The sequence below is a fragment of the Aestuariispira ectoiniformans genome (assembly GCF_025136295.1).
GTDB lineage: Bacteria > Pseudomonadota > Alphaproteobacteria > UBA8366 > Aestuariispiraceae > Aestuariispira_A > Aestuariispira_A ectoiniformans.
Window position 1 is genome coordinate 929,046 of sequence record NZ_CP062788.1, and the last position, 21,504, is coordinate 950,549.

Annotated in this window: 16 protein-coding genes and 1 tRNA gene; 13 read left to right on the plus strand and 4 right to left on the minus strand. The window is 57.0% G+C overall.

Going from position 1 to position 21,504, the window contains the following annotated elements; genetic code table 11:
* Positions 1–33 precede the first annotated feature (33 nt).
* From iolD to IF205_RS04670, 5 genes are all read left to right on the plus strand, one after another.
* On the plus strand, positions 34–1,881 hold the full coding sequence (iolD, locus tag IF205_RS04650; protein WP_259782129.1) for a 3D-(3,5/4)-trihydroxycyclohexane-1,2-dione acylhydrolase (decyclizing): 1,848 nt from the start codon (positions 34–36) through the stop codon (positions 1,879–1,881).
* 1 nt (position 1,882) lies between these two features.
* A complete protein-coding gene (gene iolE, locus IF205_RS04655) occupies positions 1,883–2,776 on the plus strand; it encodes a myo-inosose-2 dehydratase (RefSeq protein WP_259782130.1) in 894 nt (297 codons plus the stop codon).
* A gap of 396 nt (positions 2,777–3,172) precedes the next feature.
* Positions 3,173–3,948 (plus strand): IS5 family transposase gene (locus IF205_RS04660; RefSeq protein WP_259779310.1). Its coding sequence is split into 2 segments (ribosomal slippage): positions 3,173–3,505 and positions 3,508–3,948, totalling 774 coding nucleotides; the frame shifts between segments, so codons are not numbered across the junction.
* Between the two features lie 44 nt (positions 3,949–3,992).
* Positions 3,993–4,499, plus strand: coding sequence for a hypothetical protein (locus IF205_RS04665; protein ID WP_259782131.1), 507 nt, complete (start codon positions 3,993–3,995; stop codon positions 4,497–4,499).
* Positions 4,500–4,616: 117 nt separating this feature from the next.
* Positions 4,617–5,750 carry a DNA alkylation repair protein gene (locus tag IF205_RS04670; RefSeq protein WP_259782132.1) on the plus strand — a complete coding sequence of 378 codons (1,134 nt, stop codon included), beginning with the start codon at positions 4,617–4,619 and terminating at the stop codon, positions 5,748–5,750.
* Here the strand turns inward: IF205_RS04670 and IF205_RS04675 are convergent.
* Positions 5,747–6,469 carry a DUF2711 family protein gene (locus IF205_RS04675; RefSeq protein WP_259782133.1) on the minus strand — a complete coding sequence of 241 codons (723 nt, stop codon included), beginning with the start codon at positions 6,467–6,469 and terminating at the stop codon, positions 5,747–5,749. The two genes, IF205_RS04670 and IF205_RS04675, sit on opposite strands and share 4 nt — an antisense overlap.
* Before the next feature lie 235 nt (positions 6,470–6,704).
* On the opposite strand from IF205_RS04675, the gene IF205_RS04680 reads away from it, so the two are divergent.
* Together IF205_RS04680 and IF205_RS04685 are read left to right on the plus strand one after the other, a co-directional pair.
* Positions 6,705–8,171: an AMP nucleosidase gene (locus IF205_RS04680; protein ID WP_259782134.1), complete on the plus strand. Its 1,467-nt coding sequence runs from the start codon at positions 6,705–6,707 to the stop codon at positions 8,169–8,171.
* 33 nt (positions 8,172–8,204) lie between these two features.
* A complete protein-coding gene (locus IF205_RS04685) occupies positions 8,205–9,428 on the plus strand; it encodes an Aq_097 family APC-type transporter (protein WP_259782135.1) in 1,224 nt (407 codons plus the stop codon).
* Between the two features lie 80 nt (positions 9,429–9,508).
* Here IF205_RS04685 and carA read toward each other — a convergent pair whose 3' ends face one another.
* A complete protein-coding gene (gene carA / locus IF205_RS04690) occupies positions 9,509–10,657 on the minus strand; it encodes a glutamine-hydrolyzing carbamoyl-phosphate synthase small subunit (protein ID WP_259782136.1) in 1,149 nt (382 codons plus the stop codon).
* Positions 10,658–10,908: 251 nt separating this feature from the next.
* Between carA and IF205_RS04695 the strand changes: the two genes are divergently transcribed.
* The 5 genes from IF205_RS04695 (at position 10,909) to IF205_RS04715 (ending at position 17,693) form a co-directional block, all read left to right on the plus strand.
* Positions 10,909–11,364 (plus strand): GatB/YqeY domain-containing protein, encoded by a 456-nt coding sequence (locus tag IF205_RS04695; protein ID WP_259783235.1) that lies wholly within the window; start codon positions 10,909–10,911, stop codon positions 11,362–11,364.
* Between the two features lie 89 nt (positions 11,365–11,453).
* Positions 11,454–13,322, plus strand: a complete 1,869-nt coding sequence (gene dnaG, locus IF205_RS04700) for a DNA primase (RefSeq protein WP_259782137.1) — start codon at positions 11,454–11,456, stop codon at positions 13,320–13,322.
* A gap of 70 nt (positions 13,323–13,392) precedes the next feature.
* Complete coding sequence (rpoD, locus tag IF205_RS04705; RefSeq protein ID WP_259782138.1) at positions 13,393–15,450, plus strand: RNA polymerase sigma factor RpoD; 2,058 nt, start codon at positions 13,393–13,395, stop codon at positions 15,448–15,450.
* 202 nt (positions 15,451–15,652) lie between these two features.
* Positions 15,653–17,512, plus strand: coding sequence for a methyl-accepting chemotaxis protein (locus IF205_RS04710; RefSeq protein ID WP_259782139.1), 1,860 nt, complete (start codon positions 15,653–15,655; stop codon positions 17,510–17,512).
* A 104-nt stretch (positions 17,513–17,616) separates the two neighbouring features.
* A tRNA-Ile gene (locus IF205_RS04715) sits at positions 17,617–17,693 on the plus strand.
* Positions 17,694–17,732: 39 nt separating this feature from the next.
* Here IF205_RS04715 and IF205_RS04720 read toward each other — a convergent pair.
* Both IF205_RS04720 and IF205_RS04725 read right to left on the minus strand, forming a co-directional pair.
* Positions 17,733–18,863, minus strand: coding sequence for an SEL1-like repeat protein (locus IF205_RS04720; RefSeq protein ID WP_259782140.1), 1,131 nt, complete (start codon positions 18,861–18,863; stop codon positions 17,733–17,735).
* 168 nt (positions 18,864–19,031) lie between these two features.
* Positions 19,032–20,405 (minus strand): hypothetical protein, encoded by a 1,374-nt coding sequence (locus IF205_RS04725; RefSeq protein WP_259782141.1) that lies wholly within the window; start codon positions 20,403–20,405, stop codon positions 19,032–19,034.
* A gap of 504 nt (positions 20,406–20,909) precedes the next feature.
* Here IF205_RS04725 and IF205_RS04730 point away from each other — a divergent pair.
* The gene (locus IF205_RS04730) at positions 20,910–21,500 is read left to right on the plus strand and encodes a TetR/AcrR family transcriptional regulator (protein WP_259782142.1); all 591 of its coding nucleotides are present in this window, start codon (positions 20,910–20,912) and stop codon (positions 21,498–21,500) included.
* The last annotated feature ends 4 nt before the right edge of the window (positions 21,501–21,504 follow it).

Genomic DNA, 21,504 nt, shown 5'->3' on the forward strand with positions numbered 1-21,504 from the left:
AAGAAACACAAATCTATCCGGGAGGGTGCGTCTATGGCGACGCTTCGATTGACTGCGGCACAGGCGATGGTTCGTTTCCTGGCGGCGCAATATACAGAGATCGACGGCGAGGAATTACCGCTTTTCGGTGGGGTCTTCGCCATCTTCGGTCATGGCAATGTGGCGGGTCTGGGCGAGGCGTTGTACCACGCGCAGGCCGACCTGCCGACCTATCGTGCGCATAACGAACAGGGCATGGCCCATGCGGCGATCGCCTATGCCAAGGCCAACAACCGCCGTCGCATGATGGCCTGCACCACCTCTATCGGGCCGGGGGCGACCAATATGGTCACTGCCGCCGCCCTTGCCCATGTGAACCGTCTGCCGGTCCTGCTGATCCCCGGCGATACCTTCGCCAATCGCCGCCCCGACCCGGTGTTGCAGCAGGTCGAGGATTTCGCCGGGCCGACGGTGACCGCCAATGATTGCTTCCGGCCGGTGTCGCGTTATTTCGACCGTATCACCCGCCCGGAACAGTTGATCACCAGCCTGCCACAGGCGATCAATGTGCTGACCGATCCGGCCAATTGCGGCCCGGCCACCATCGCCTTCTCCCAGGATGTGCAGGCAGAGGCCTATGACTATCCCGAAAGCTTTTTTGAAAAACGCGTGCATCACCCGCGCCGGATTCGGCCTGATGCCGATGAGTTAGCAAATGCGATTGCCTTGCTGAAAGGCGCGAAAAAGCCTTTTGTGATTGCAGGTGGCGGCGCGCAATATGCTGATGGCACGGCAGAGGTAAAGGCGCTGGCGGAAGCCGCCGGGCTGCCGGTGGGCGAGACCCAGGCGGGCAAGGGCACGCTTGCCTGGAACCATCCGCAATCGGTCGGCGCGGTGGGCGTGACCGGGACCAGTGCGGCCAATGATCTTGCTGCGGAGGCCGATGTCATTCTGGCGGTCGGGACGAGGTTGCAGGATTTCACAACCGCCTCGCGGTCGCTTTTCCAAAACCCGAATGCGAAACTGATCCAGTTGAATGTGACGGCCTTCGATGCCATCAAACATGGCGCGGTATCCTTGGTGGCGGATGCAAAGGCTGGATTGGCGGAACTGCTGGATGGTCTGGAAGGCTATCGCGCGCCCGCCGACTGGCAGGCGAAAACTGCCACCGTGAAGGAAGCCTGGGAAGTTGCTTGCAGCGAGGCGACGGGGGCCAGTGATGCCGAGTTACCGAGTGACGCGCAGGTTCTGGGCGCGGTGAACCGCCAGGCGGGTGAGATGGGCACGGTGGTCTGTGCCGCAGGCGGTCTGCCGGGCGAGTTGCACAAGAACTGGCGCGCCGAAGGACCGGACAGCTATCATCTGGAATATGGCTTTAGCTGCATGGGGTATGAGATCGCCGGGGGGCTTGGCGTGAAAATGGCCAAGCCGGAGCGCGATGTGACCGTCATGGTCGGCGACGGCAGCTATATGATGATGAATTCCGAAATCGCCACCTCTGTGATGCTGGGCCACAAGCTCACCATTGTGGTACTCGACAACCGGGGCTATGGCTGTATCAACCGCCTGCAGCAGGCCTGCGGCGGGGCAGGGTTCAACAACCTGCTCAAGGATGCCAACCATGTGGTACCCAGCAATATTGATTTCGCACAGCATGCCGGTTCCATGGGGGCGATTGCGGAGAAGGTTTCCGGCATTGCCGAACTGGAAGCAGCCCTTGTGCGTGCCAAATCCTCCGACCGGACCCATGTGATCGTGATCGACACGGACCCGTTGACGACAACGGGTGAGGGCGGGGCCTGGTGGGATGTGGCCGTGCCGGAAGTCTCAAAACGCGCGGAGGTGAACGCCGCCCGCGCCAACTATGTAACCGCCACGTCTCAGCAGAAGGTAGACCGCTGACATGACCATACAGATCGGGATCAATCCCATTTCCTGGAGTAATGACGACCTGCAAAGCCTGGGTGGGGCGACGCCGCTGGAGACCTGCCTTGGCGAGATCAAGCAGGCAGGCTATGCCGGGTTGGAGCTTTACCATAAATGCCCGCGCCAGCCGGAAGCTTTACAGGCCGCCGTCGCCCCCTATGGCCTGAAAATCGTGTCAGGCTGGTATAGCGGCCGCCTGCTGGAGCGGGATGCGGATGCGGAAATCGCCGCCCTTCAGGATCATCTGAACCTCCTGAAGGCAATGGACTGTCAGGTCATGGTCTGGGCGGAAGTCACCGGCTGTGTCCATGGCGATATCGACACACCGGTCTCCCAGCGCCCGGTGATCCGGGACGAGCAATGGCCCGAATTTGCTGAACGCATGACCAAAGTGGCCGACTACCTGCGCGACCAGGGTATCGCCATGGCCTATCATCATCACATGGGCACCGTGATAGAGACCGAGGCCGAAGTCGACCGCCTGATGGCGGAGACCGGCCCGTCGGTCGGTCTGTTACTCGACACCGGGCATCTGGTATTCGCGGGCGGCGATCCTTACGCAACGCTTGAGCGTCATCGGGATCGCGTGGTTCATGTTCATTGCAAGGATATCCGCGCGGATGTGCTGGCCCGTGCCAAGGCGGAAGGCTGGAGCTTCCTGAACGGCGTGATCGAAGGCGTCTTCACCGTGCCCGGCGACGGCAGCATCGACTATCAGCGCGTCGCCGACATCCTGGCCGCCCAGGACTACAGCGGCTGGCTGGTCGTAGAAGCCGAACAGGACCCGGACAAGGCCAACCCCCTGCAATATGCCACCATGGGCCATCAACATCTGGAACAGGTTGCGCGCAAGGCCGGGTTGCTGGCCTAGACAACAGACGGTTCCATCCTGGAAAACCCCCGTCCGGGCAACCGGCGGGGGTTTTTGTTTGAATTGAAAAAGTGAGCTATTATAAGTGTTTATGGTGATTATGAGGTCTGTGGCATAGAAAGAAGGTTGATGCTGTGTTGTTTGGGATATGTGTTGCCTTATCGTTACTTTATGTTTTCGCAATTCTAGTACTGCCATTGTTGCACGCTGAATGGCTCCCTGTAACTTTTTCTACGCATATGCACTTCAACGAATGGGGGGATTACCTGACTGGTTTTGTGTCGCCATTAGCGCTCGTTTGGTTTGTTGGGACCCTAGGCCGTAAACTCATAAACAGGATTCCCCTTTCGGTCTTGATGTGATTCATGTCTCTTGTTGCCGAACGAGGGAGTTTTCATGAGCCGCCGCCGCTACGAACTGACAGATTTCGAATGGTCGATTATCGCACCTTTGCTGCCGAACAAGCCGCGCGGGGTACCACGTGTCGATGACCGGCGGGTGCTGAACGGCATTCTGTGGCGGTTCCGGGCAGGCACGCCTTGGGCGGAGATACCGGAGCGTTACGGCCCCCATACGACCTGCTACAATCGCTTCGTCCGCTGGCGCAAGGCCGGGGTATGGGATCGGCTTTTGGAGGCAATCTCAGCGGCTTACGACAGCGACATCGTCATGATCGACAGTAGTTGCGTCCGGGTCCATCAGCATGGTGCGACCGGTAAAAAGGGGGATCTGACGATGGCTGCATGGGCCGTTCCCGGGGTGGACTGACGACCAAGATCCATGCCCTTGTCGACGCTGAAGGTCGGCCGGTGAAACTGGCCCTCACGCCGGGGCAAGCTCATGACGGCCGATCAGCGGAGGGCCTGCTCAAAGACTTGAAGGAGGGGGCCATCCTGCTGGCCGACCGGGCCTATGACAGTGACGCCATCCGCGCCCTTGCCGACGCGCGCAAGGCCTGGGCCAATATTCCGCCAAAACGGAACCGCAAAAAGACCTTCGCCTTCTCAAGCTGGGTCTATCGCCAGCGCAACCTCGTCGAGCGCTTCTTCAACAAGCTCAAGCAATTCCGGGGCATCGCCACGCGATACGACCGTAACCCAGAGAATTTCCTGGCTGCCGTCAAGCTCGCTTCATGCCGCATCTGGATCAGAAGTTATGAGTCTGCGGCCTAGTCTATCAACGTAAAGAATTTGCCCTTCAGAGGAAGGAGTATGAGTTGCAGCGTTCTACGCTGGACCAACAAAAGGAAGAGTTGAGAGGATCGAAAGAAGCATTAGCAGATCAAGTTCGACAAGCTGAAAGAGCGAACGTTCTGGCAGGGAGGCAGCTATTCACATCATATTTCGGAAAGAAACATAAAGAGATAAGAGAGAATCTGGCTTCGAGCTGGGTGCCACATAATATTCATTTAGCACTTCTTGACGCATACAGACCGCAAGCTATTCCCAGTGACACATATAACCATTGGACCTTGGTGTGGCGTAGTCTACATGCCAGCATGAAAGAAACTAAAAGAGATATAGAACTGGCGAGCGAGATATACCAAGCTATCCACTCACTGAGTATTAACTGCGAGAGTTTTATTGACGATGTGTCTATGGCTCATCTCGAGAATTTCATAGACAGTAATTTGGAAAGCGAAATGCGAAGCATATTGGCAATGAATAGTTTTTTTAAATCGATCTACCCGAAAAGATATGAAGAAGCGCTCAGTGATTTCTAGGGCAGAGATATTTGGTAACTAATTGTTTTTGTTGAAAACGGAAATCCCTCCTGACATACCCCTGTCAGGAGGGGGTGTTTATATCCACCGGCAATTGATTTGCCGATGGAGGGGAAGATGCCGGAACCGTTTAAGAATTTCTTTAATGAAGCCCGCGTGAAGGGGCTGGCGACCCAGATTGTCAGCTATTGTCCGCAGTTTGACGGACAGGGCTTTGTCGATTTTGTCATATCCGGCCTGGAAGACCTTGAGTTGAAGGAGCGCAGCGCCCGCATTGCGGAGGGGCTGGGCCATTTCCTGCCTGCGAATTTCGCGCAATCCGCCATCATCCTGCAACGCTGCCTGCATCCGGACGAAGACACGGCCTTCCAGAGCGACGCGGATTTCGGGGCGGAAGGCGTGCGCGGCTGGATGATTGCGCCGATGAGCCACTATGTGGCAGAGCAGGGCATGGGGCATTTCGATCTCGCCATGGCGACCTTGAAGGAAATGACCAAGCGTTTTACGGCTGAATTCGCCGTCCGGTTCTTCCTGCTGGAGGACAGGGACCGGGCGCTGGCGATCATGGAGGACTGGATTTGTGACCCCAACCGCCATGTGCGGCGTCTGGTTTCCGAAGGCACGCGGCCCCGTCTGCCCTGGGCCATGCGTCTGCCGATGTTTCAGGAAGATCCCGCGCCGGTCTTGGCTCTTCTGGAGAAACTGAAGGATGACGGGGAAGAATATGTCCGCCGGTCGGTCGCCAATAACCTGAACGACATCGCCAAGGATCATCCCGATCTGGTGGCGGAGGTGGCGGCCCGCTGGATGAAGGATGCCACGAAGGAACGGCAATGGCTGGTGCGTCATGCCTTGCGGACGCTGGTGAAACAGGGGCATCCGAAAGCCTTGGCGGCCTTGGGCTTTGACGAGGCAGAGGTGGACCTTGCCCGCCTTGCCATCAAAACGCCGGTCGTGACATTCGGGGACGCCCTGGAATTCGAGGTGGAGTTGCAGTCAAAGGCCGCCAATGACCAGAAACTGGTGATCGACTATGTGGTTCATCACATGAAGGCGAACGGCAGCCTGACACCCAAGGTCTTCAAATGGACCACGATCACCCTGCCTGCCGGTGGGGCCCATAAGGCACAGCGCAAACATGCGATCCGGCCGATCACGACCCGGCGTTATTATCCCGGCCTGCATAAGCTGGAGATTGTCGCCAACGGCAAGTCGCTAGGGGTTGCCGATTTCGGCCTCACGATGGACTAGATACCAAAAATACTCCAACCAATTTCCGTTTTGCTCGTACAATAGAAGCCTTCAAAAGCATCTTGAGCTAGCACAGCTTCTATTTTTTCCTTAGACGAGCATAAGAATGAAAAGTGGCTATCCCAATGTGTCGTAAGTAGAAAGTCATGATTTTTCGGAAATATATTCACCCTGTAAGGTAAAATGTCTGTCTGAATGAGGTCATCAATAAGATGCAAATTGCGTTTTGTATCGAACTCGTCGCTGACCCAGACCCAGTCATGCCCAAGAGATTTCAGCGCAGCTAAAATCCTGTTTTCTAGAATTGGCGGTAAGCTCCCTTCTTCTGGCATGACAATATTATGGCTTTTCAAGCTTACAAGCTTGGCCTCAATATCGGGTTTGCAGAATTCCTTCCTTAGGGCGCGAATAGCCGTCTGCAACCCGATGTTGATCTCTGAAATATCGGAAAGTGACGTTAATTCTAAAACCGTTTTCCATGTAACCGGTTCACAGCGTTCGAGAAGCTCAAACTTTTCAAGGCCGTCATCGTGGGTCACAACGTCTACCGGGCCGTGTTTTCGCTGCAATTGAGCAATTTCAATGCCGAATTTATTAAGGTCTTCGGCTCTTACTCTCAGAAATGGATGCAAAATTACATATACGCTTTCGAAGCGGCCGTCGTAGAATTCAAGAATGTTGCCGCTTTGAGGGCAAAGTAATTTTGGAGGTTTTGACATTACTATATCCGAAATTCGTAATTGCTGAATTATTTTTCATAATTCAACTTATCCGTCGCGGGATGGCAAGACGAAACGACTTTCCTGCAACCAATCCGTAACCGGCAATCTGCTATACTGGGTTCATGTGGGCCACGTATAATTTATGCGCGGGCGCAGGCTTGCAAAGCGGAGCCACTTACCACAGGATCGGTCAATTAACGTCGATAACGGCAATAACAATAAGAGGTGAAACATGCCGGGTAATGGACATGGTGTCGTCCGCGATCTGCGGGATTTTAACGACCCTGAACAAGCGTTTGCAGAAATCACACGGATTTATGACGAAGGGGTCGCCAAGATACGGGCGGCCTTTGCTGAATTCGCCGCCGGGAACCGGGATATGGAGCCGGTTGAAGCTTTCTATCCCTACATGGGGATCGAGATCGAGCATCCCAAGCCGGTGTATGATGTGAAGACATCCTACGGGACGTTGGCCTTTCCCGGCTTCTACGGCACGACCCTGACCCGCCCGGAACTGTTCAGCGGCTATCTGAAAAAACAGATCCATCTTCTGCTGAAAAGCCACGGCAAGCCCGTCAAAATCGGCGTTAGCGACAAGGCCATCCCGCTGCCCTTCGTGATCGAGGAGGCGACGGCGGAGATTACCTCGGATGATGTGCATGATATGAAGCGTATCTTCACCATGCCCAATCTGGCGGATATCGATGACGCCATTGCCAATGGTGACTATGAACCGAAGGATGGCGAGGCCTTCCCGCTGTCGCTGTTTTCAGGGCCGCGCGTGGACCTGGGCTGTATGCGGCTTAGCCATTACACCGCCACCAGCCCGGACCATTTCCAGCGTTTCGTGCTGTTCACCAACTATCAGCGCTATGTGGATGAATTCATCAGATACGGCAAGGAGCAGGTCGCCAACGGCAGTGACTATGAGGCCTTTGTCGAACCGGGCGACGTGGTCACGCCGAACCCGAAGCTGACGGATATCCAGGCCTCCGGCACGCCCTTGGATCATCTGCCGCAGATGCCTGCCTATCACCTGAAACGTGCTGACCGCGATGGCATCACTCTGGTCAATATCGGTGTCGGCCCGTCCAACGCCAAGACGATCACCGACCATATTGCGGTGCTGCGCCCCCATTGCTGGATGATGATCGGCCACTGTGGCGGCCTCCGCCGGACACAGTCTCTGGGTGATTATGTTCTGGCCCACGCCTATATCCGGGAGGACAGCGTGCTGGACGACGACCTGCCGGTCTGGGTGCCCGTTCCGCCGATCGCCGAGGTGCAGGTGGCGTTGCAGGATGCGGTGGCGAAAGTCACTGGCCTGCACGGTCAGGATATGAAGATCAGCATGCGCACCGGCACGGTGGCGACCACCGATAATCGGAACTGGGAGCTTCGCCATGACGAGCTTTCCAAACGGTTCAGCCAGTCCCGCGCCATTGCGGTGGATATGGAAAGCGCGACCATCGCGGCCAATGGTTTCCGTTTCCGGGTGCCCTACGGGACCCTGCTTTGTGTGTCGGACAAGCCGCTTCATGGGGAGTTGAAACTGCGCGGCATGGCCAATGCCTTCTATCGGGAGCGGATCAGCCAGCATCTGGATATCAGCATCAAGGCGATCGAGACCCTGCGTGCCCAGGTGGATCAGCTTCATTCCCGTAAATTAAGGAGTTTCCGAGAGCCTGCCTTCCGTTAATATGCGTCAAATTTCCAAGGGAAGGGGGCAGATGTGACGCCCAATATGGTAATGGTTATCGGGGCCGCCACGACGGCGGTGTTCACCCTGAGACCCAAGCTGATCCGCAGACGTTGGTGGCGGGCGACAGTGACGCCGCTCGCCTCCATCATCGGGTCCGGTTTTCTGGTGTCCGGGCCGGTTCTGGAAGATGTTGCCGGAAACTGGGCCTGGGCGGCGATGCTGACCCTTTGCGGGATGGGCTATCTGTTCGGCTCGGCCGTCCGGCAGAATATCGCATTGGTCGAACCCATGATGGCGGAAGGCCCGCCACGGTCCATCGCCTTTCTGGAGCGTTTGTCCGGGCTGGCGCTCGCCTTGGCCTATTTTATTTCCGTGGCCTTCTACCTGAACCTGTTTGCGTCCTTTGCCCTGCGTGCGGCGGATGTGATTGACCCGGTCTATTCCCAGATTCTCGCCACGGGGGTGATTGCGATCCTTGGCCTGTTGGGCGGCTGGCGCGGCCTGACCGCCCTGGAGGGGGTCGAGGTGCCGACGGTTGGTGTGAAGCTGGCGTTTATTGCCGGCCTGTCGGCGGCCCTGGTCTTTGCCAATGTCGATAGTTGGCAGGCGGGGACGCTGCAACTGGTGACCGGGCATCCCGGAACTGGCATGCATGAAATCAGGACGCTGCTGGGCCTTGTAATCCTTGTGCAGGGGTTTGAGACCTCGCGTTATCTGGGCAGTGAATATGACAGCGCCATGCGTATTCGAACCATGCGCCGGGCACAGCTTTTGTCGACGGGGATCTATATCGTTTTCATCCTGATGGTGACGCCTTTCGCGCTGGGCGGTTTGCCGCCGGAAGGCAGGGAGACGGCCATTATCGACATGCTGAATCCCCTGGGCACTATGGTCGCCCCTCTGGTGATTTTCACCGCTTTGGCATCGCAGCTATCGGCGGCGGTGGCGGATATGAATGGCGCGGGTGGCCTGCTTTCAGATGGGACGCGGGGCCGGATTTCGGTCAAACTGGGTTATCTGGCAACGGCGGCGGTGGCGATCCTGGTCACCTGGGCTGGCGATATCTTCGAGATTATCGTCTACGCGTCAAAGGCCTTCGTGATCTATTACGGCCTGCAGTCGGTGACCGCCGTGGTCGCGACCTGGCGGCACAAGGACGGCATGAAGCGGCTGATCCAGATGACGCTCTATTCCCTGGCTACCCTGCTGGCGGTGGCGGTGCTGGTCTTCGGTATTCCGGCGGACGGGGTTTAAGGCCAATAGACTTGAGGGAAACAAAAAACGCCGACCGCGAAAGGGTCGGCGTTTTTCCGTAACTGTCAGGCCACCTGGGCTTATTTCGCGGACTTCATCAGGTCGACAAAGCGCTGGAACAGATAGTGGCTGTCCTGCGGGCCCGGGCTTGCTTCCGGGTGATATTGCACGGAAAAGACCGGCTTGCCCTTTACCCGGATTCCGGCCAGCGAGCCGTCGAACAGCGAGAAATGGGTGCCTTCGACGCCATCCGGCAGGCTTTCCTTATCCACCACAAAGCCATGGTTCTGGCTGGTGATCTCCACCTTGTTGGTGGTCAGGTCCTTGATCGGGTGGTTGGCGCCGCGATGGCCCAGATGCATTTTCGTGGTTTTCGCGCCAAGCGCCAGCGACAACATCTGATGGCCGAGGCAGATCCCGAACAGCGGCTTGCCGCTTGCCAGAATGTCCCTGATCATCGGAACCGCATAGACGCCCGTTGCCGCCGGATCGCCGGGGCCGTTTGACAGGAAGACGCCGTCCGGCTCATGGCGCAGGATGTCTTCCGCCGTGGCCGTGGCCGGAACAACGGTGACCTTGCAGCCAAGGCTTGCCAGATTGCGCAGGATATTGCGTTTCACACCAAAGTCGACGGCGACCACATGGAATTCCGGATCGGTCAGCTTGCCGTAACCCTCGCCCAGTTTCCAAAGCGTCTCATCCCAGTCATAGGTCTGGGTACAGGAAACGTCCTTGGCAAGGTCCATGCCTTCAAGGCCCGGCCAGTTCTGCGCCATTTTCAGCAGCGCGGGCAGGTCGAACTTGCCGTCCGGTGCATGGCATAGAACACCGTTGGGAGCGCCTTCGTTGCGGATACGCTGCGTCAACTGGCGCGTGTCCACACCGGAAATGCCCGGCAGGTTCTGGGCCTTCAGCCAGTCGTCCAGATGCTGCGTCGCCCGGAAATTGGATGGTTCGGTGATATCTTCCCGCAGGATACAGCCGCGCGCCGCCGGGGTCGTGGTTTCCACGTCTTCCGGGTTGGTTCCGACATTGCCTACATGGGGGAAGGTGAAAGTGATGATCTGCCCGGCGTAAGACGGGTCTGTCATGATTTCCTGATAGCCGGTCATGGAGGTGTTGAAACAAACCTCGCCGACTGTCGTGACTGCGGCACCGACGCCCCGGCCCCAGAAGACCGAGCCGTCCGCGAGTACGACCACCGCCGTTGCGCCCGGGGGTGGAGTCATATTTTCCAAGCCATTTGTCATGGAATTGCGGTCCTCGCCATTCGATTTTTCGAGGTTGTAAAGGAGAAGAGGGCATCCGTCAAGATTCAATGAAATTAAATTACTTAATAAAATCAAATACTTATACTTTTTGCAAAGGTTGCCTCTCCGGTATTTTTTCGGTAGGGTGCGCCCTTGTCGTAGAATTTGGTGCGCGTTGATGGAACAATCCGCGACCTGTGCGACCAAAAATTGTACAAATATGGAGGAAGATTGTGCGCGAGGAACTGAACCAGGCGCTGAAAGACGCCATGCGCGCAAAGGACAGCAACGCCGTTGCCACTCTGCGATTGATTTTGGCCGCTTTGAAGGACCGCGATATCGCGGCCCGCACCAAGGGGCAGCCTGACGGGATCACCGATGACGAGGTCCTGATGATGCTGCAAACTATGGTGAAACAGCGCCGTGAAAGCATCACCATGTATGAACAGGGTGGCCGCCTTGAGCTTGCCGAACAGGAAGCCGCCGAAATCGAGGTGATTGAACGCTTCCTGCCCAAACAGCTTTCCGAAGAGGAAATGGGCGAGGCGATTGACGGGCTGGTCAAGGAACTGGGCGCCAGCAGCCTCAAGGAAATGGGCAACGTGATGGGCGAATTGCGCACGCGTTTTGCCGGCCGGATGGATTTCGGCAAGGCCTCAGCCATGGTCAAGCAAAAGCTGGCCTGATGGTGAAAGGGGCGATGCGTCGTCCAGGTCAAATCGGCTCAAGACGGGCCATGATAAACCTGTTATCCTACCGGGCTTAGGGAACAGTCATGGCCTTTCCACCGGGATTTTTGGATGAAATAAAAGCACGTGTGTCGCTGGTCGATGTTGTCGGCCGGAGCGTACAACTGCGTCAGAAAAGCCGCGGTGACTTCTGGGGGCTGTCGCCCTTCAACACCGAAAAGACCCCGTCCTTCCACGTGCGCGAGGATCAGGGCTTTTACCATTGCTTTGCCTCCGGCGAGCACGGGGATCTCTTCACCTTTCTGATGAAGACGGAAGGCCTGAGCTTTCCGGAAGCCGTTGAACAGATGGCAGAGCTTGCCGGTCTTGAAGTGCCGAAGGCGACGCCGGAACAGGCGGCGCGCGAGAAGAAGCGGCACAGCCTCTATGAGGTGACCGAGGCGGCCTGCCGGTATTATCAGAAGGCCTTGCGACGCCCGGAAGGCCGTGAGGCGCTGGACTATCTGAAATCCCGTGGCCTGTCGGACGAGACGATTGCCGAATTCCGTCTGGGGTATTCCCCCAACGAGGGCAGTGGCCTGTGGCAGGCCATGAAAGATGAAGGCATCGATATGGACCTGCTGGTGGAGGCAGGGATTTACCGGCGCTCAAAGGACGGGCGTCCGCCTTATGCCTTTTTCCGGGACCGGGTTATGTTTCCCATCGCCGACAAACGCGGGCGTGTCATCGCCTTCGGTGGTCGCTTCATGGGGGATGCCAAGGCGGCGGGTATTGGCAAATACATCAACTCTCCCGATACACCGCTCTTCGACAAGGGGCGGACCCTCTACAACCATGCGCAGGCCCGAAAGGCGGTCTATGACGGGCAGCCCCTGATTGTTGCCGAGGGCTATATGGATGTGATCGCCCTTTCCCAGGCAGGATGGGCCGGTGGCGTGGCGCCACTGGGCACGGCCATGACGGAAGTGCAGATTGCGGAACTGTGGAAAATGGACAGCCTGCCCTATGTCTGTTTTGACGGCGATGCGGCAGGCCGGATGGCGGCGTCGCGCGCGTCGGACCGCGCCCTGCCGCAGTTGCAGCCGGGCAAATCCCTGCGATTGCTGTTCATGCCCGAGGGTGAGGACCCGGACAGCCTGATCCAGGCCAAGGGGCCGTCGGCAATCCAGCCGTTCCTGGATGCGGCACAGCCTTTGGACCAGTTCCTGTGGCAGCGTGAACTTGCCGTTGCGGAGCCGACGACCCCGGAAATGAGGGCCGATCTGGAGCGGCGGTTATTTTCCCTGGCCGACGGGATCGAGGACGAAACGGTCAAAAAACATTATCGCCGGGGCTTTTCCGATAAATTGTGGAACCATCTGCGGGCCATGAACCGGGCGGCAAACGGGAAGGGCCGTTTCGGCCGGACCTATGGCGGGGCCAAGGGAAAATGGCAGGAAGCGGAGCCCCGTGGCGAGGTGCTCAAAGGCCAGGTTGTCAAGGAATTGTCGCGCCGCACCCAGCAGATCGTGCTGGCGGCACTGATCAATCATCCGGGCGTGATCGACCAGTTTTTCGAGACGCTCGATCGAATCCATTTTGACGCAGACCTTGACAAAATTTGCCGTGAACTACAAAAGATCAGTTCTTCCGGGGAGACCCTTGACGTTGAGGTGGTGACAACCCACTTCTCAAGTCGTGGTGATGACGCGCTGTTGCGTTCGGTTCTATCCCGCCAGGTCTATGATCTGGCCCGGCAGGCCGGACCGCAGTCGACGGATGCAGAGGCGTCCGATCTGCTGGAACATCTGTTGATGTTGCAGACGCAGGATCACATCGCCGATGAACTGAGAAGACGGGATATGTCTGGCGCGGAAAGGTTGACACCGGAAGAACGAGAAGCGCGCGTGCTGGCCTTTCGCCGGAATTTTGATGAAGGCGAACATCGGCTCAGTGAAGGCGACGACGAATTTTAGCGACGGTTTTTCGGCGCAGGGGGACTGCGGCGACAACCGTTTATTTGCGTGACTTGAGGATGCTGGCTTAATGTCCACCAAACAAGCAGAAGCGACCGAAAACAAAAAAACCGATGAACAGCGGGATGCACCCGTTATCGGTGATGACCGCGCAGCGGTCAAAAAGCTCATCGCCAAAGGCAAAGAGCGCGGCTTCATTACCATTGATGAATTGAATGCGGCTCTGCCGCAGGAGAAGGTGTCCACCGATCAGATCGAGGACGTGATGACCCTTCTGTCCGAGATGGGCATCAATGTCATCGACAATGAAGAAAGCGAAAGCAGCGAAGCCAAGGACTATACCGAGGAAGAGGAAGAAAGCGACGGCAAGTCCGCCGCCGGGAACCTGTCCGACGAAGAAGTTGGCCGCACCGATGACCCTGTTCGCATGTATCTGCGCGAGATGGGCTCTGTGGAGCTGCTGTCCCGCGAAGGCGAAATCGCCATTGCCAAGCGTATCGAGGCCGGTCGCGAAAAGATGATTGGCGCGCTCTGCGAAAGCCCGCTGACTATGCGGGCGATCTCGCAATGGCATGACGAACTGGTCGAAGGCCGCCTGTTGCTTCGCGACGTCATCGACCTGGACGCGACCATGAGCAGCGGTCCGGATTCCGAGGACATGGATGACGAAGAAGCCATCCTTGCCGAAGAAGACGAGGCGGAAACCGACGAGAAAGCCGAAGAAAAAGCCCCGGAAAAGGCGAAACCCGCCGAGGGCGAGCCCGCCGCTGCCCCGGCAGAGGGCGCACCGGCCAATGATGAAGGCGGTGAGACCGCATCCGGCGAAGGCGACGACGGCGAAGACCCGGACGAAGCGGAAAACAACATGTCGCTGGCGGCGATGGAAGAGGCGTTGAAGCCGTCTGTCATCGAAACCTTCGACAATATCGCCGCGACCTACCAGAAACTGCAGCGCGCCCAGGACAAGCGTATGGGCTCCCTGCAGAAGGGTGAAGAGGTCTCCCGTTCCACGGAGCGGACCTATGAAAAGCACCGCCGCGACCTGATCGAGCTGATGGATTCCGTCCGCCTGAATAACCAGCGGATCGAAGAACTGGTCGAACAGCTTTATTCCATCAACCGTGACCTGACGGGGATGGAAGGCAAGATGATGCGTATGGCCATCAAGGCCCGCGTGAAACGTGAAGACTTCCTGAAGAACTATTTCGGCCGTGAGCTGGACCCGAACTGGCTGGAAGACATGGCGGACAAGTCCAATGCCTGGGCCCGCTTTGCCGCCAACTTCGGTCAGGATGTTGAAAAGACCCGCGAGAAGATCGGTGAGCTGGTGGCTGAAACCGGTATGCCGCTGCCGGAATTCCGCCGCATCAACCAATGCGTCCAGCAGGGCGAGCGTGAAGCAAGCCGCGCCAAGAAGGAAATGGTCGAAGCCAACCTGCGTCTGGTGATTTCCATTGCGAAGAAATACACCAACCGCGGTCTGCAGTTCCTTGACCTGATCCAGGAAGGTAACATCGGCCTGATGAAGGCGGTGGACAAGTTCGAATACCGCCGCGGTTATAAGTTCTCGACCTACGCAACCTGGTGGATTCGTCAGGCAATCACCCGGTCCATCGCGGACCAGGCGCGCACGATCCGTATTCCGGTGCATATGATCGAGACGATCAACAAGCTGGTGCGGACCTCGCGTCAGATGCTGCACGAGATCGGTCGCGAACCGACGCCGGAAGAACTGGCTGAAAAGCTGCATATGCCGCTGGAGAAAGTTCGTAAGGTTCTCAAAATCGCCAAAGAGCCGGTCAGCCTTGAAACCCCGATCGGGGACGAGGAAGACAGCCATCTGGGTGATTTCATCGAGGACAAGAACGTGCTGTTGCCGTCTGATGCGGCGATCCAGTCCAACCTGCGCGAAACCTGCACACGCGTCCTGGCGTCGCTGACGCCGCGTGAGGAACGTGTCCTGCGTATGCGTTTCGGTATTGGCATGAATACGGACCACACCCTGGAAGAGGTGGGGCAGCAGTTCTCGGTCACCCGTGAACGTATTCGTCAGATCGAAGCAAAGGCGTTGCGTAAGCTGAAACATCCGAGCCGCTCCCGCAAACTGCGGAGCTTCCTGGATTACTAGGCTTCCCGATGTTCAAAGAAAACCCGCCGCATTGCCGGCGGGTTTTTTGTTTTCTGAAACATTGCCGTAAAGAAATAGGCGTTATCTATATCTACTATATCGAATTCCAATCAATTTTACGTTTCTTTCCTCAAGGGGTCATCCTTCTGACGCCGCGCTGTAACATTAAAGCCATACAGGAAGCTTGAAATAATATTTCTGTATGACGCGAATTCAGCAGGGCGCAATGCGCGCCGATGGGGAAAAGATGTTCACGCGTATCCGTTCCAAGATCGACCTGAAGCTGGGGCTTGCTCTGGTTTTTATTCTCTCTGTGGCGATGGCCGGTATTCTCTTTGCCAATATGGCGGTCCTGGACCGTACCTTGGCGGCGGAAGAGGCCCGGACCCAGTTGTTGCGGGAAACCAACCAGTCCTTGCGTGCGGAAATCTTCACCTTGCAGAAAGACTATCAGGCGATCCCGTTGAAACTGGAGGTCAATGCGGTCGGGGCCATCAAGACCTGGGCGGAAAGCCAGGGGGCAGCGCGCTTCGAGTATAACGGGCGCGCGGAAATCAAGACCCGCTATAAAAAACGCGGCCAGCGGCGGGACCTGGGCAAGCCGGGCCGCTTTGTCGTGGATGACGGTAAGGGCGCGCCTGCGGTGGCCTATGGTGATTTCAAGGATGGCGCCTATACCGGCAAGGTGGTGGAATATCGCTTCTCGTCCATTGCCCTGGACAATCTGCAAGCGGAGGTCGAGCGCATCGTATCGGAGAATGATGGGCCGGCGGCCTTGGCGCGCAAGGTGGTTTCCCTGAAGGCGGATCTTGCCGATGCGGCGCTCGAGGCGGAAAACAAGCGTGTCTCGATCCTCTCCATGGTGGATGAAATCAAGCGCAAGGACGACGAGGTCAATGCCTTCACCGAACAGGCGAAGCTGTTCCTGATCGTACTTGGCGTGGCGTCGATCCTGGTCGTTTTCGCAATCGTCTATTCTATCGGGCGTATTCTGATTACGCGCTCGCTTGTGCGGTTGCAGGCGGGCATCCGGGCCGTGGCCGATGGTGAGGATGTGACGTTGAAAGAGGATACGCGGCTGGACGAGATCGGCTCGTTGGCGCGTGGTATCAATCGCTTCCAGGAAGCACGCGACGAGGCGGCGGCCCTTCGTGAGCAACAGGAAAGGGAACGCCTGGAGACCCAGAAGGCCGTGGAAAATCGCCTGCGGACGGTGGCGGAACAACTGGAGACGGGCATGAATTCCAGTGTCCGCAATCTGACGCATTTTGCGGATGATCTTGTTTCCATGTCGGATCGCCTGCGGGGGCTTGCGTCCAATACCAACGACCAGGCCGGTGAGGCCAGCGAGCTTGCCAGCGAGAATGCCAATGCGGCCGACGAGATCATGAAGATGGCGCAAAGCCTGGTTGCCCATGGTGAGGAAATCTCCCAGGCGGTGCGGCGCCAGCGCCAGTTGACGGAACTCGCCAACCGGGAGGCGCAATCCGCCGGCCGCACCGTCGCGCAATTGCATGAGGCGGCGGCCCAGGTGGAGGGCATCGTCGAGATCATCCAGGATATCGCGGGCCAGACCAATCTTCTGGCGCTGAATGCAACCATCGAGGCCTCCCGCGCCGGGGCGGCGGGGTCCGGTTTCGCGGTTGTGGCCGGTGAGGTGAAGAAATTGTCCCAGGAGACCGCCGGGGCAACCCAGAATATTGCCGAGCGGGTCAAGACGATCCGCAATGTGGCGAACCAGGCGGCCAAGGGTATCTCCGCGATAGAGGGCCGGATTTCAACCGTGGAGGGGTCCATGGGAGAACTGGCGACATCTTTTGAGCGCCAGATGAGCACCTCCACCGGGATTGCGGGCCATATGGAAACCAGCCTGCGCAACGCGACCCGTGTCTCGCAGAGCAATGCCGCCATGCGGGAGGCCGCGCAAAGCACGGGTTCCGCCACCGGACAGTTGACCGATACCTCCGACAGCATCAAACAGGCCATGGGTGCCATGCGCGACGAGTTGACCCGCATCCTGCGCACGGCCTCGCAAAGCCAGACCCTGCAGGCGGCGGAATAAAGGCGGGAACAGGTGGAAATTTCCCCTGTTCCCTCGCTCCCCTCTTGCCAGCAGGCAAGGGGCCGGATAAAACCCGATTGTCAATCCGCATGTAATGTGGAAGTGGGCCTGTAGCTCAGCTGGTTAGAGCGGACCGCTCATAACGGTTTGGTCGCGGGTTCAAGTCCTGCCGGGCCCACCATTTTTTCCTAAAATCAGTTGATTCTGTCGTTGAAACTACTCAGTCGGTGGGCAGGGTCATCTGGTCATCCAGTCTGTCTTTTATGCGCTTGGCCACGGCGATCTGCCGGTTTGATCCCTGCATTTGCTGCAGCCGCTCTGCGGCTAATGCGTTGCCGGCTTCCTCTGCCTGCAGATACAGCGCATAGGCCAACTCCCAGCTTTGCTCGCCGTTATAGCCGTTCGCATAAATATCGCCGAGGATAAGCATACCGAAGTGATTGCCTTGAAGGGCAGCTCTGGTGAAATATTTAGTCGCCTCCTTGGGGTCGGCTTTTTCGCGCGGATCCTCCGGACACATCAGGATTGACCCATATTCGGCAAGGCCGTCAGGGTGGTTCTGTTCCGCCGAGAGCCGGGCCCAGCGGCGATTTTTTGCATGGTTTCGCGGGGCGAATTCGCCTTTGCGGTAGCAAATACTGAGCATCAGTTGGGCCTCTGCCTCACCATTTTTGGCGGACAAATAGAGCCATCGCATCCCGGCTTCGATATTCTTGTCTATCGGATCGCCTGCTAAATAAATCTTTGCGAGGAAGAGTTGGGGGCGGGCACTGCCCGCGTGGGCGTGCCAATTGACGATCGCCAGCGTTTCTTCGGGGTTTTTGTCCAGGCACTCCCAGAAATCTTCGTTGATCCCGTCCAGGTCAGGAGGTTTTGGTGTGTCGAGTGGGGCGAATTCCTCTGGATGGGTTTCCACATAGGTTTCGGGGTCGCAGAGTACACGTTCCAATGCCTCACGTGCGACTTCGTAACCCATGTCCGCCGCGCGCTGAAACCAATACAAGGCTTTGACGGGATCAGCCGGTATGTCTGGCTCTCCCGCCGCTTCATAGACATGACCCAGGAAAATTTGTGCGGCGGCGGCGCCAGCTTGTTGATTGGGGAATTCGGCGGCTTCTTCGAGCAGCGCCATGGCCTTTGGAATATTCTGTTCGGTTCCCTGGCCGAAAAAATAATGCATGCCCAGAAAATGCCGGGCGAAATTTTCGTCCTCGTGACCTGTCGAAGATTCTAAGGCAGCCATCGCCGGAAAGGATGTCTCATAGTCGCCGTCGCCATAAGCCTTCACGGCGGCATGGTAGTCCACCCCTTTTGCTGTTTTTTTGAACGGATTCAGCCGGTTGAGTACCATAGTCTTTACCTCCCCCTCAATGCGCAACCACTGCGCTGCTTCGCAGCTGCACGCTGCTGTTAACGTCTGTACGCGTGAGGCGGTATGGAAGGAGAAGGTGGGTTTTTGTTGCGGTAATCAAAAAAAAGACCGGGGCAGGCACCCCGGTCTGTGACGCCAACGTAGTATTTATTTTAAAATTTGGGCCATAATTTTCTTCACTAGAGCGTCTACCTGTTTGTCGACGGCTGGTTTCATCTTTTCAGCCCATTCATCCAGATCCATTCCCGGCAGTTTTGGCAGATTAATAAACTCTACCAATTCTCCACTTAACTTCTGATGTTTGTGAAAGCGGTCCTCTGCGTCAGCCTCGCGGTCTGTAAGGGTGATGCCGTCTTTTCGGGTGTCCACTGTATTGCCAGCAAACAATCCGATCGTTTCGCCATCTTTCTTTAGGCGAACCTCAAGGTCCGCCCTCATGGCTCGTATAGCCTTGTTCAATTTCCAGAGGCGTTCTTTTTTGTATGAGATTTCGCCGTCTTTAAGGTATTTTTCAGGAGTGTGACCTCCATGTATGTGCTCCACCTCTATGCCAAGATTTTTAAGTTCTTTCGTTAGCGCTTTAGTAAGCGCATCCATTGCCATTTCGATCGATTTATTCGTTTTAGCCTGCGTTTCCTTATTGCCACGGCTCTCATGGAAGATGAGGCCCTTGAGCGGATCATCAATTGGGAGAGGAAGGTAAATCGAGTCTTCATGGTCGTTTGCCGGAAACTCTGTTGTTGAAGGTCCTTCACTCGGATCAGAGGGAAACTCCTCGCGCCTGCCTTGGGGTGGTTTCGGGGGGATCAGGCCGGGCGATGGTTCGGCCGGATCGGCAATCTGAGTCCGTGTTGATGGTTTCCAGTCGGGTGTGTTGTTGGCTTTTGACCAAAAGGTTGGACCGCCGTTAATGCTGCGCGGGACAAGAAGCATCTCAGCGCCGTCTTTGAACTTGGCGCTGAACAGGCTGCTGCCCGGTTCCGTTTCTTTCAGGTCGTCCACGACAATCTTTTGGCCATCGTCCAACTGGATGACCGACTTGCCGGATATGTCACCTAGGAGGGGGAATAGCTGAAGTAATTGATCTGCGGTTTCAACACGGCCTTCTTCAATGGCGTCGGGCAGTCCCCGGACTTCCCGAGCCAGCACCTCGCCCGCCTTTTCTGTGGCTTCCTTATTCAGGTTAGGGACGCCCGGCGGTGGTGGGAGTGTCGCGGGCACAAAGCCGGCGGCAGCCACCTGCACCGGCCTATCTTTTACCCGGTCCAGTTCCTCATTGATCTTTTGTTCGGTGGGGCCGCCGGGCTGCATGATGCCGTCGGACGTGAGGTCGTGCTTTTTCTGAAAGGCCTTGATGCCGTCAACCATGGCCTGGTCTGGCGTGTCGCTTAAGCCCCAATCTGGCATGTCATAGTGATTGAGGTTGTGAAGGGCTGTCTTCGTGCGAAGGACGTCCTTGGGATCGACGTCATAGGTTTTTCCAATGGTGTTCTCCACCTGGAAGCGATTTGGTCGGCTCATCTGGTCTCCTGGAAAATGCCGTTAGGGCCGTGTCCAGGAGTGGCTGACATGCGCGTCCCATGGGCACGACCGATCATGACCGGCCAGGCTGGCCGGTTGCGATTGGTTGGATTTTGGGGAGGCGTTATCTGCCTAATGGTTGTCGGGTCTGATGTCCCGGCCGGGCAGGCGCAGTTATCTAAATTCCCTGGGCGTTGAGCTACCAGGAATTCTGAAATCTATGAGTTGGTTTTGAGTTGTTCTGTTCCTCTAAAAAGAACATATATAGAACAAAATCATAAACATGTTATTTTGTCAAGACGTGTGAGGTCAAGGGCACCTCAGGTTGCTTGTCCCATGAACAATCTTAGGGCCTCTCCAGCCTTTCTGAAATCCGGTTGCTCCTCGGGACGGCAAGCCCCCATGAGCAGGGTTCTTGACCGAGTAGGACGTTTGCCCTAATACTGGATTGCGATATAGGACGTTTGTCCTAATTGTCTACGCTAATGTCCTGAGGAGGGTGAGATGGGGGAAATGACAACGCGGGATCGCATTGTGGAGGCGGCCGATCAGCTTTTCTACCAGCGGGGCTTTGAGCATACGTCTTTTGCCGATATCGCCGACGCGGTGCGGATTTCCCGCGGCAACTTCTATTACCATTTCAAGTCCAAGGACGAGATTCTGGATGCTGTGATTGCCCTGCGGTTTGCCAATACAAAAAAAATGCTGGCGCAGTGGGAGGTTGACGGCGGAGACCCGGCGGGCCGTATCCGCTGTTTCATCAAAATTCTGATAACCAATCAGGCCAAGATAAGGCTGTATGGCTGTCCGGTCGGCACCTTGAGCAGTGAACTTGCCAAGCTGGGCCACGCTGCCCAGGCAGATGCGAACGATCTTTTCACCTTGTTTCACCGCTGGCTGAAGGGTCAATTCGTGGCGTTAGGCCGGGAAAATGAGGCTGATGAACTGGCGATGCATCTGCTGGCCCGCAGCCAGGGTGTCGCAACGCTGTTCAACGCCTTCCAGGACGATGCTTTTGTGGAGGCGGAAGTGAGCCAGATGTGCGACTGGCTGGACAGCGTTATCAAAGGCGAAACATCTATAAAATCCGAATAGGGGC

Coding starts and splice junctions, on each gene's coding strand:
- IF205_RS04680 (WP_259782134.1), top strand. CDS start 6,705: ATGCCGGGTAATGGACATGGTGTCGTCCGCGATCTGCGGGATTTTAAC.
- rpoD (WP_259782138.1), top strand. CDS start 13,393: ATGTCCACCAAACAAGCAGAAGCGACCGAAAACAAAAAAACCGATGAA.
- iolD (WP_259782129.1), top strand. CDS start 34: ATGGCGACGCTTCGATTGACTGCGGCACAGGCGATGGTTCGTTTCCTG.
- IF205_RS04670 (WP_259782132.1), top strand. CDS start 4,617: ATGCCGGAACCGTTTAAGAATTTCTTTAATGAAGCCCGCGTGAAGGGG.
- IF205_RS04675 (WP_259782133.1), bottom strand. CDS start 6,469: ATGTCAAAACCTCCAAAATTACTTTGCCCTCAAAGCGGCAACATTCTT.
- IF205_RS04710 (WP_259782139.1), top strand. CDS start 15,653: ATGACGCGAATTCAGCAGGGCGCAATGCGCGCCGATGGGGAAAAGATG.
- IF205_RS04725 (WP_259782141.1), bottom strand. CDS start 20,405: ATGAGCCGACCAAATCGCTTCCAGGTGGAGAACACCATTGGAAAAACC.
- iolE (WP_259782130.1), top strand. CDS start 1,883: ATGACCATACAGATCGGGATCAATCCCATTTCCTGGAGTAATGACGAC.
- IF205_RS04720 (WP_259782140.1), bottom strand. CDS start 18,863: ATGGTACTCAACCGGCTGAATCCGTTCAAAAAAACAGCAAAAGGGGTG.
- carA (WP_259782136.1), bottom strand. CDS start 10,657: ATGACTCCACCCCCGGGCGCAACGGCGGTGGTCGTACTCGCGGACGGC.
- dnaG (WP_259782137.1), top strand. CDS start 11,454: ATGGCCTTTCCACCGGGATTTTTGGATGAAATAAAAGCACGTGTGTCG.
- IF205_RS04730 (WP_259782142.1), top strand. CDS start 20,910: ATGGGGGAAATGACAACGCGGGATCGCATTGTGGAGGCGGCCGATCAG.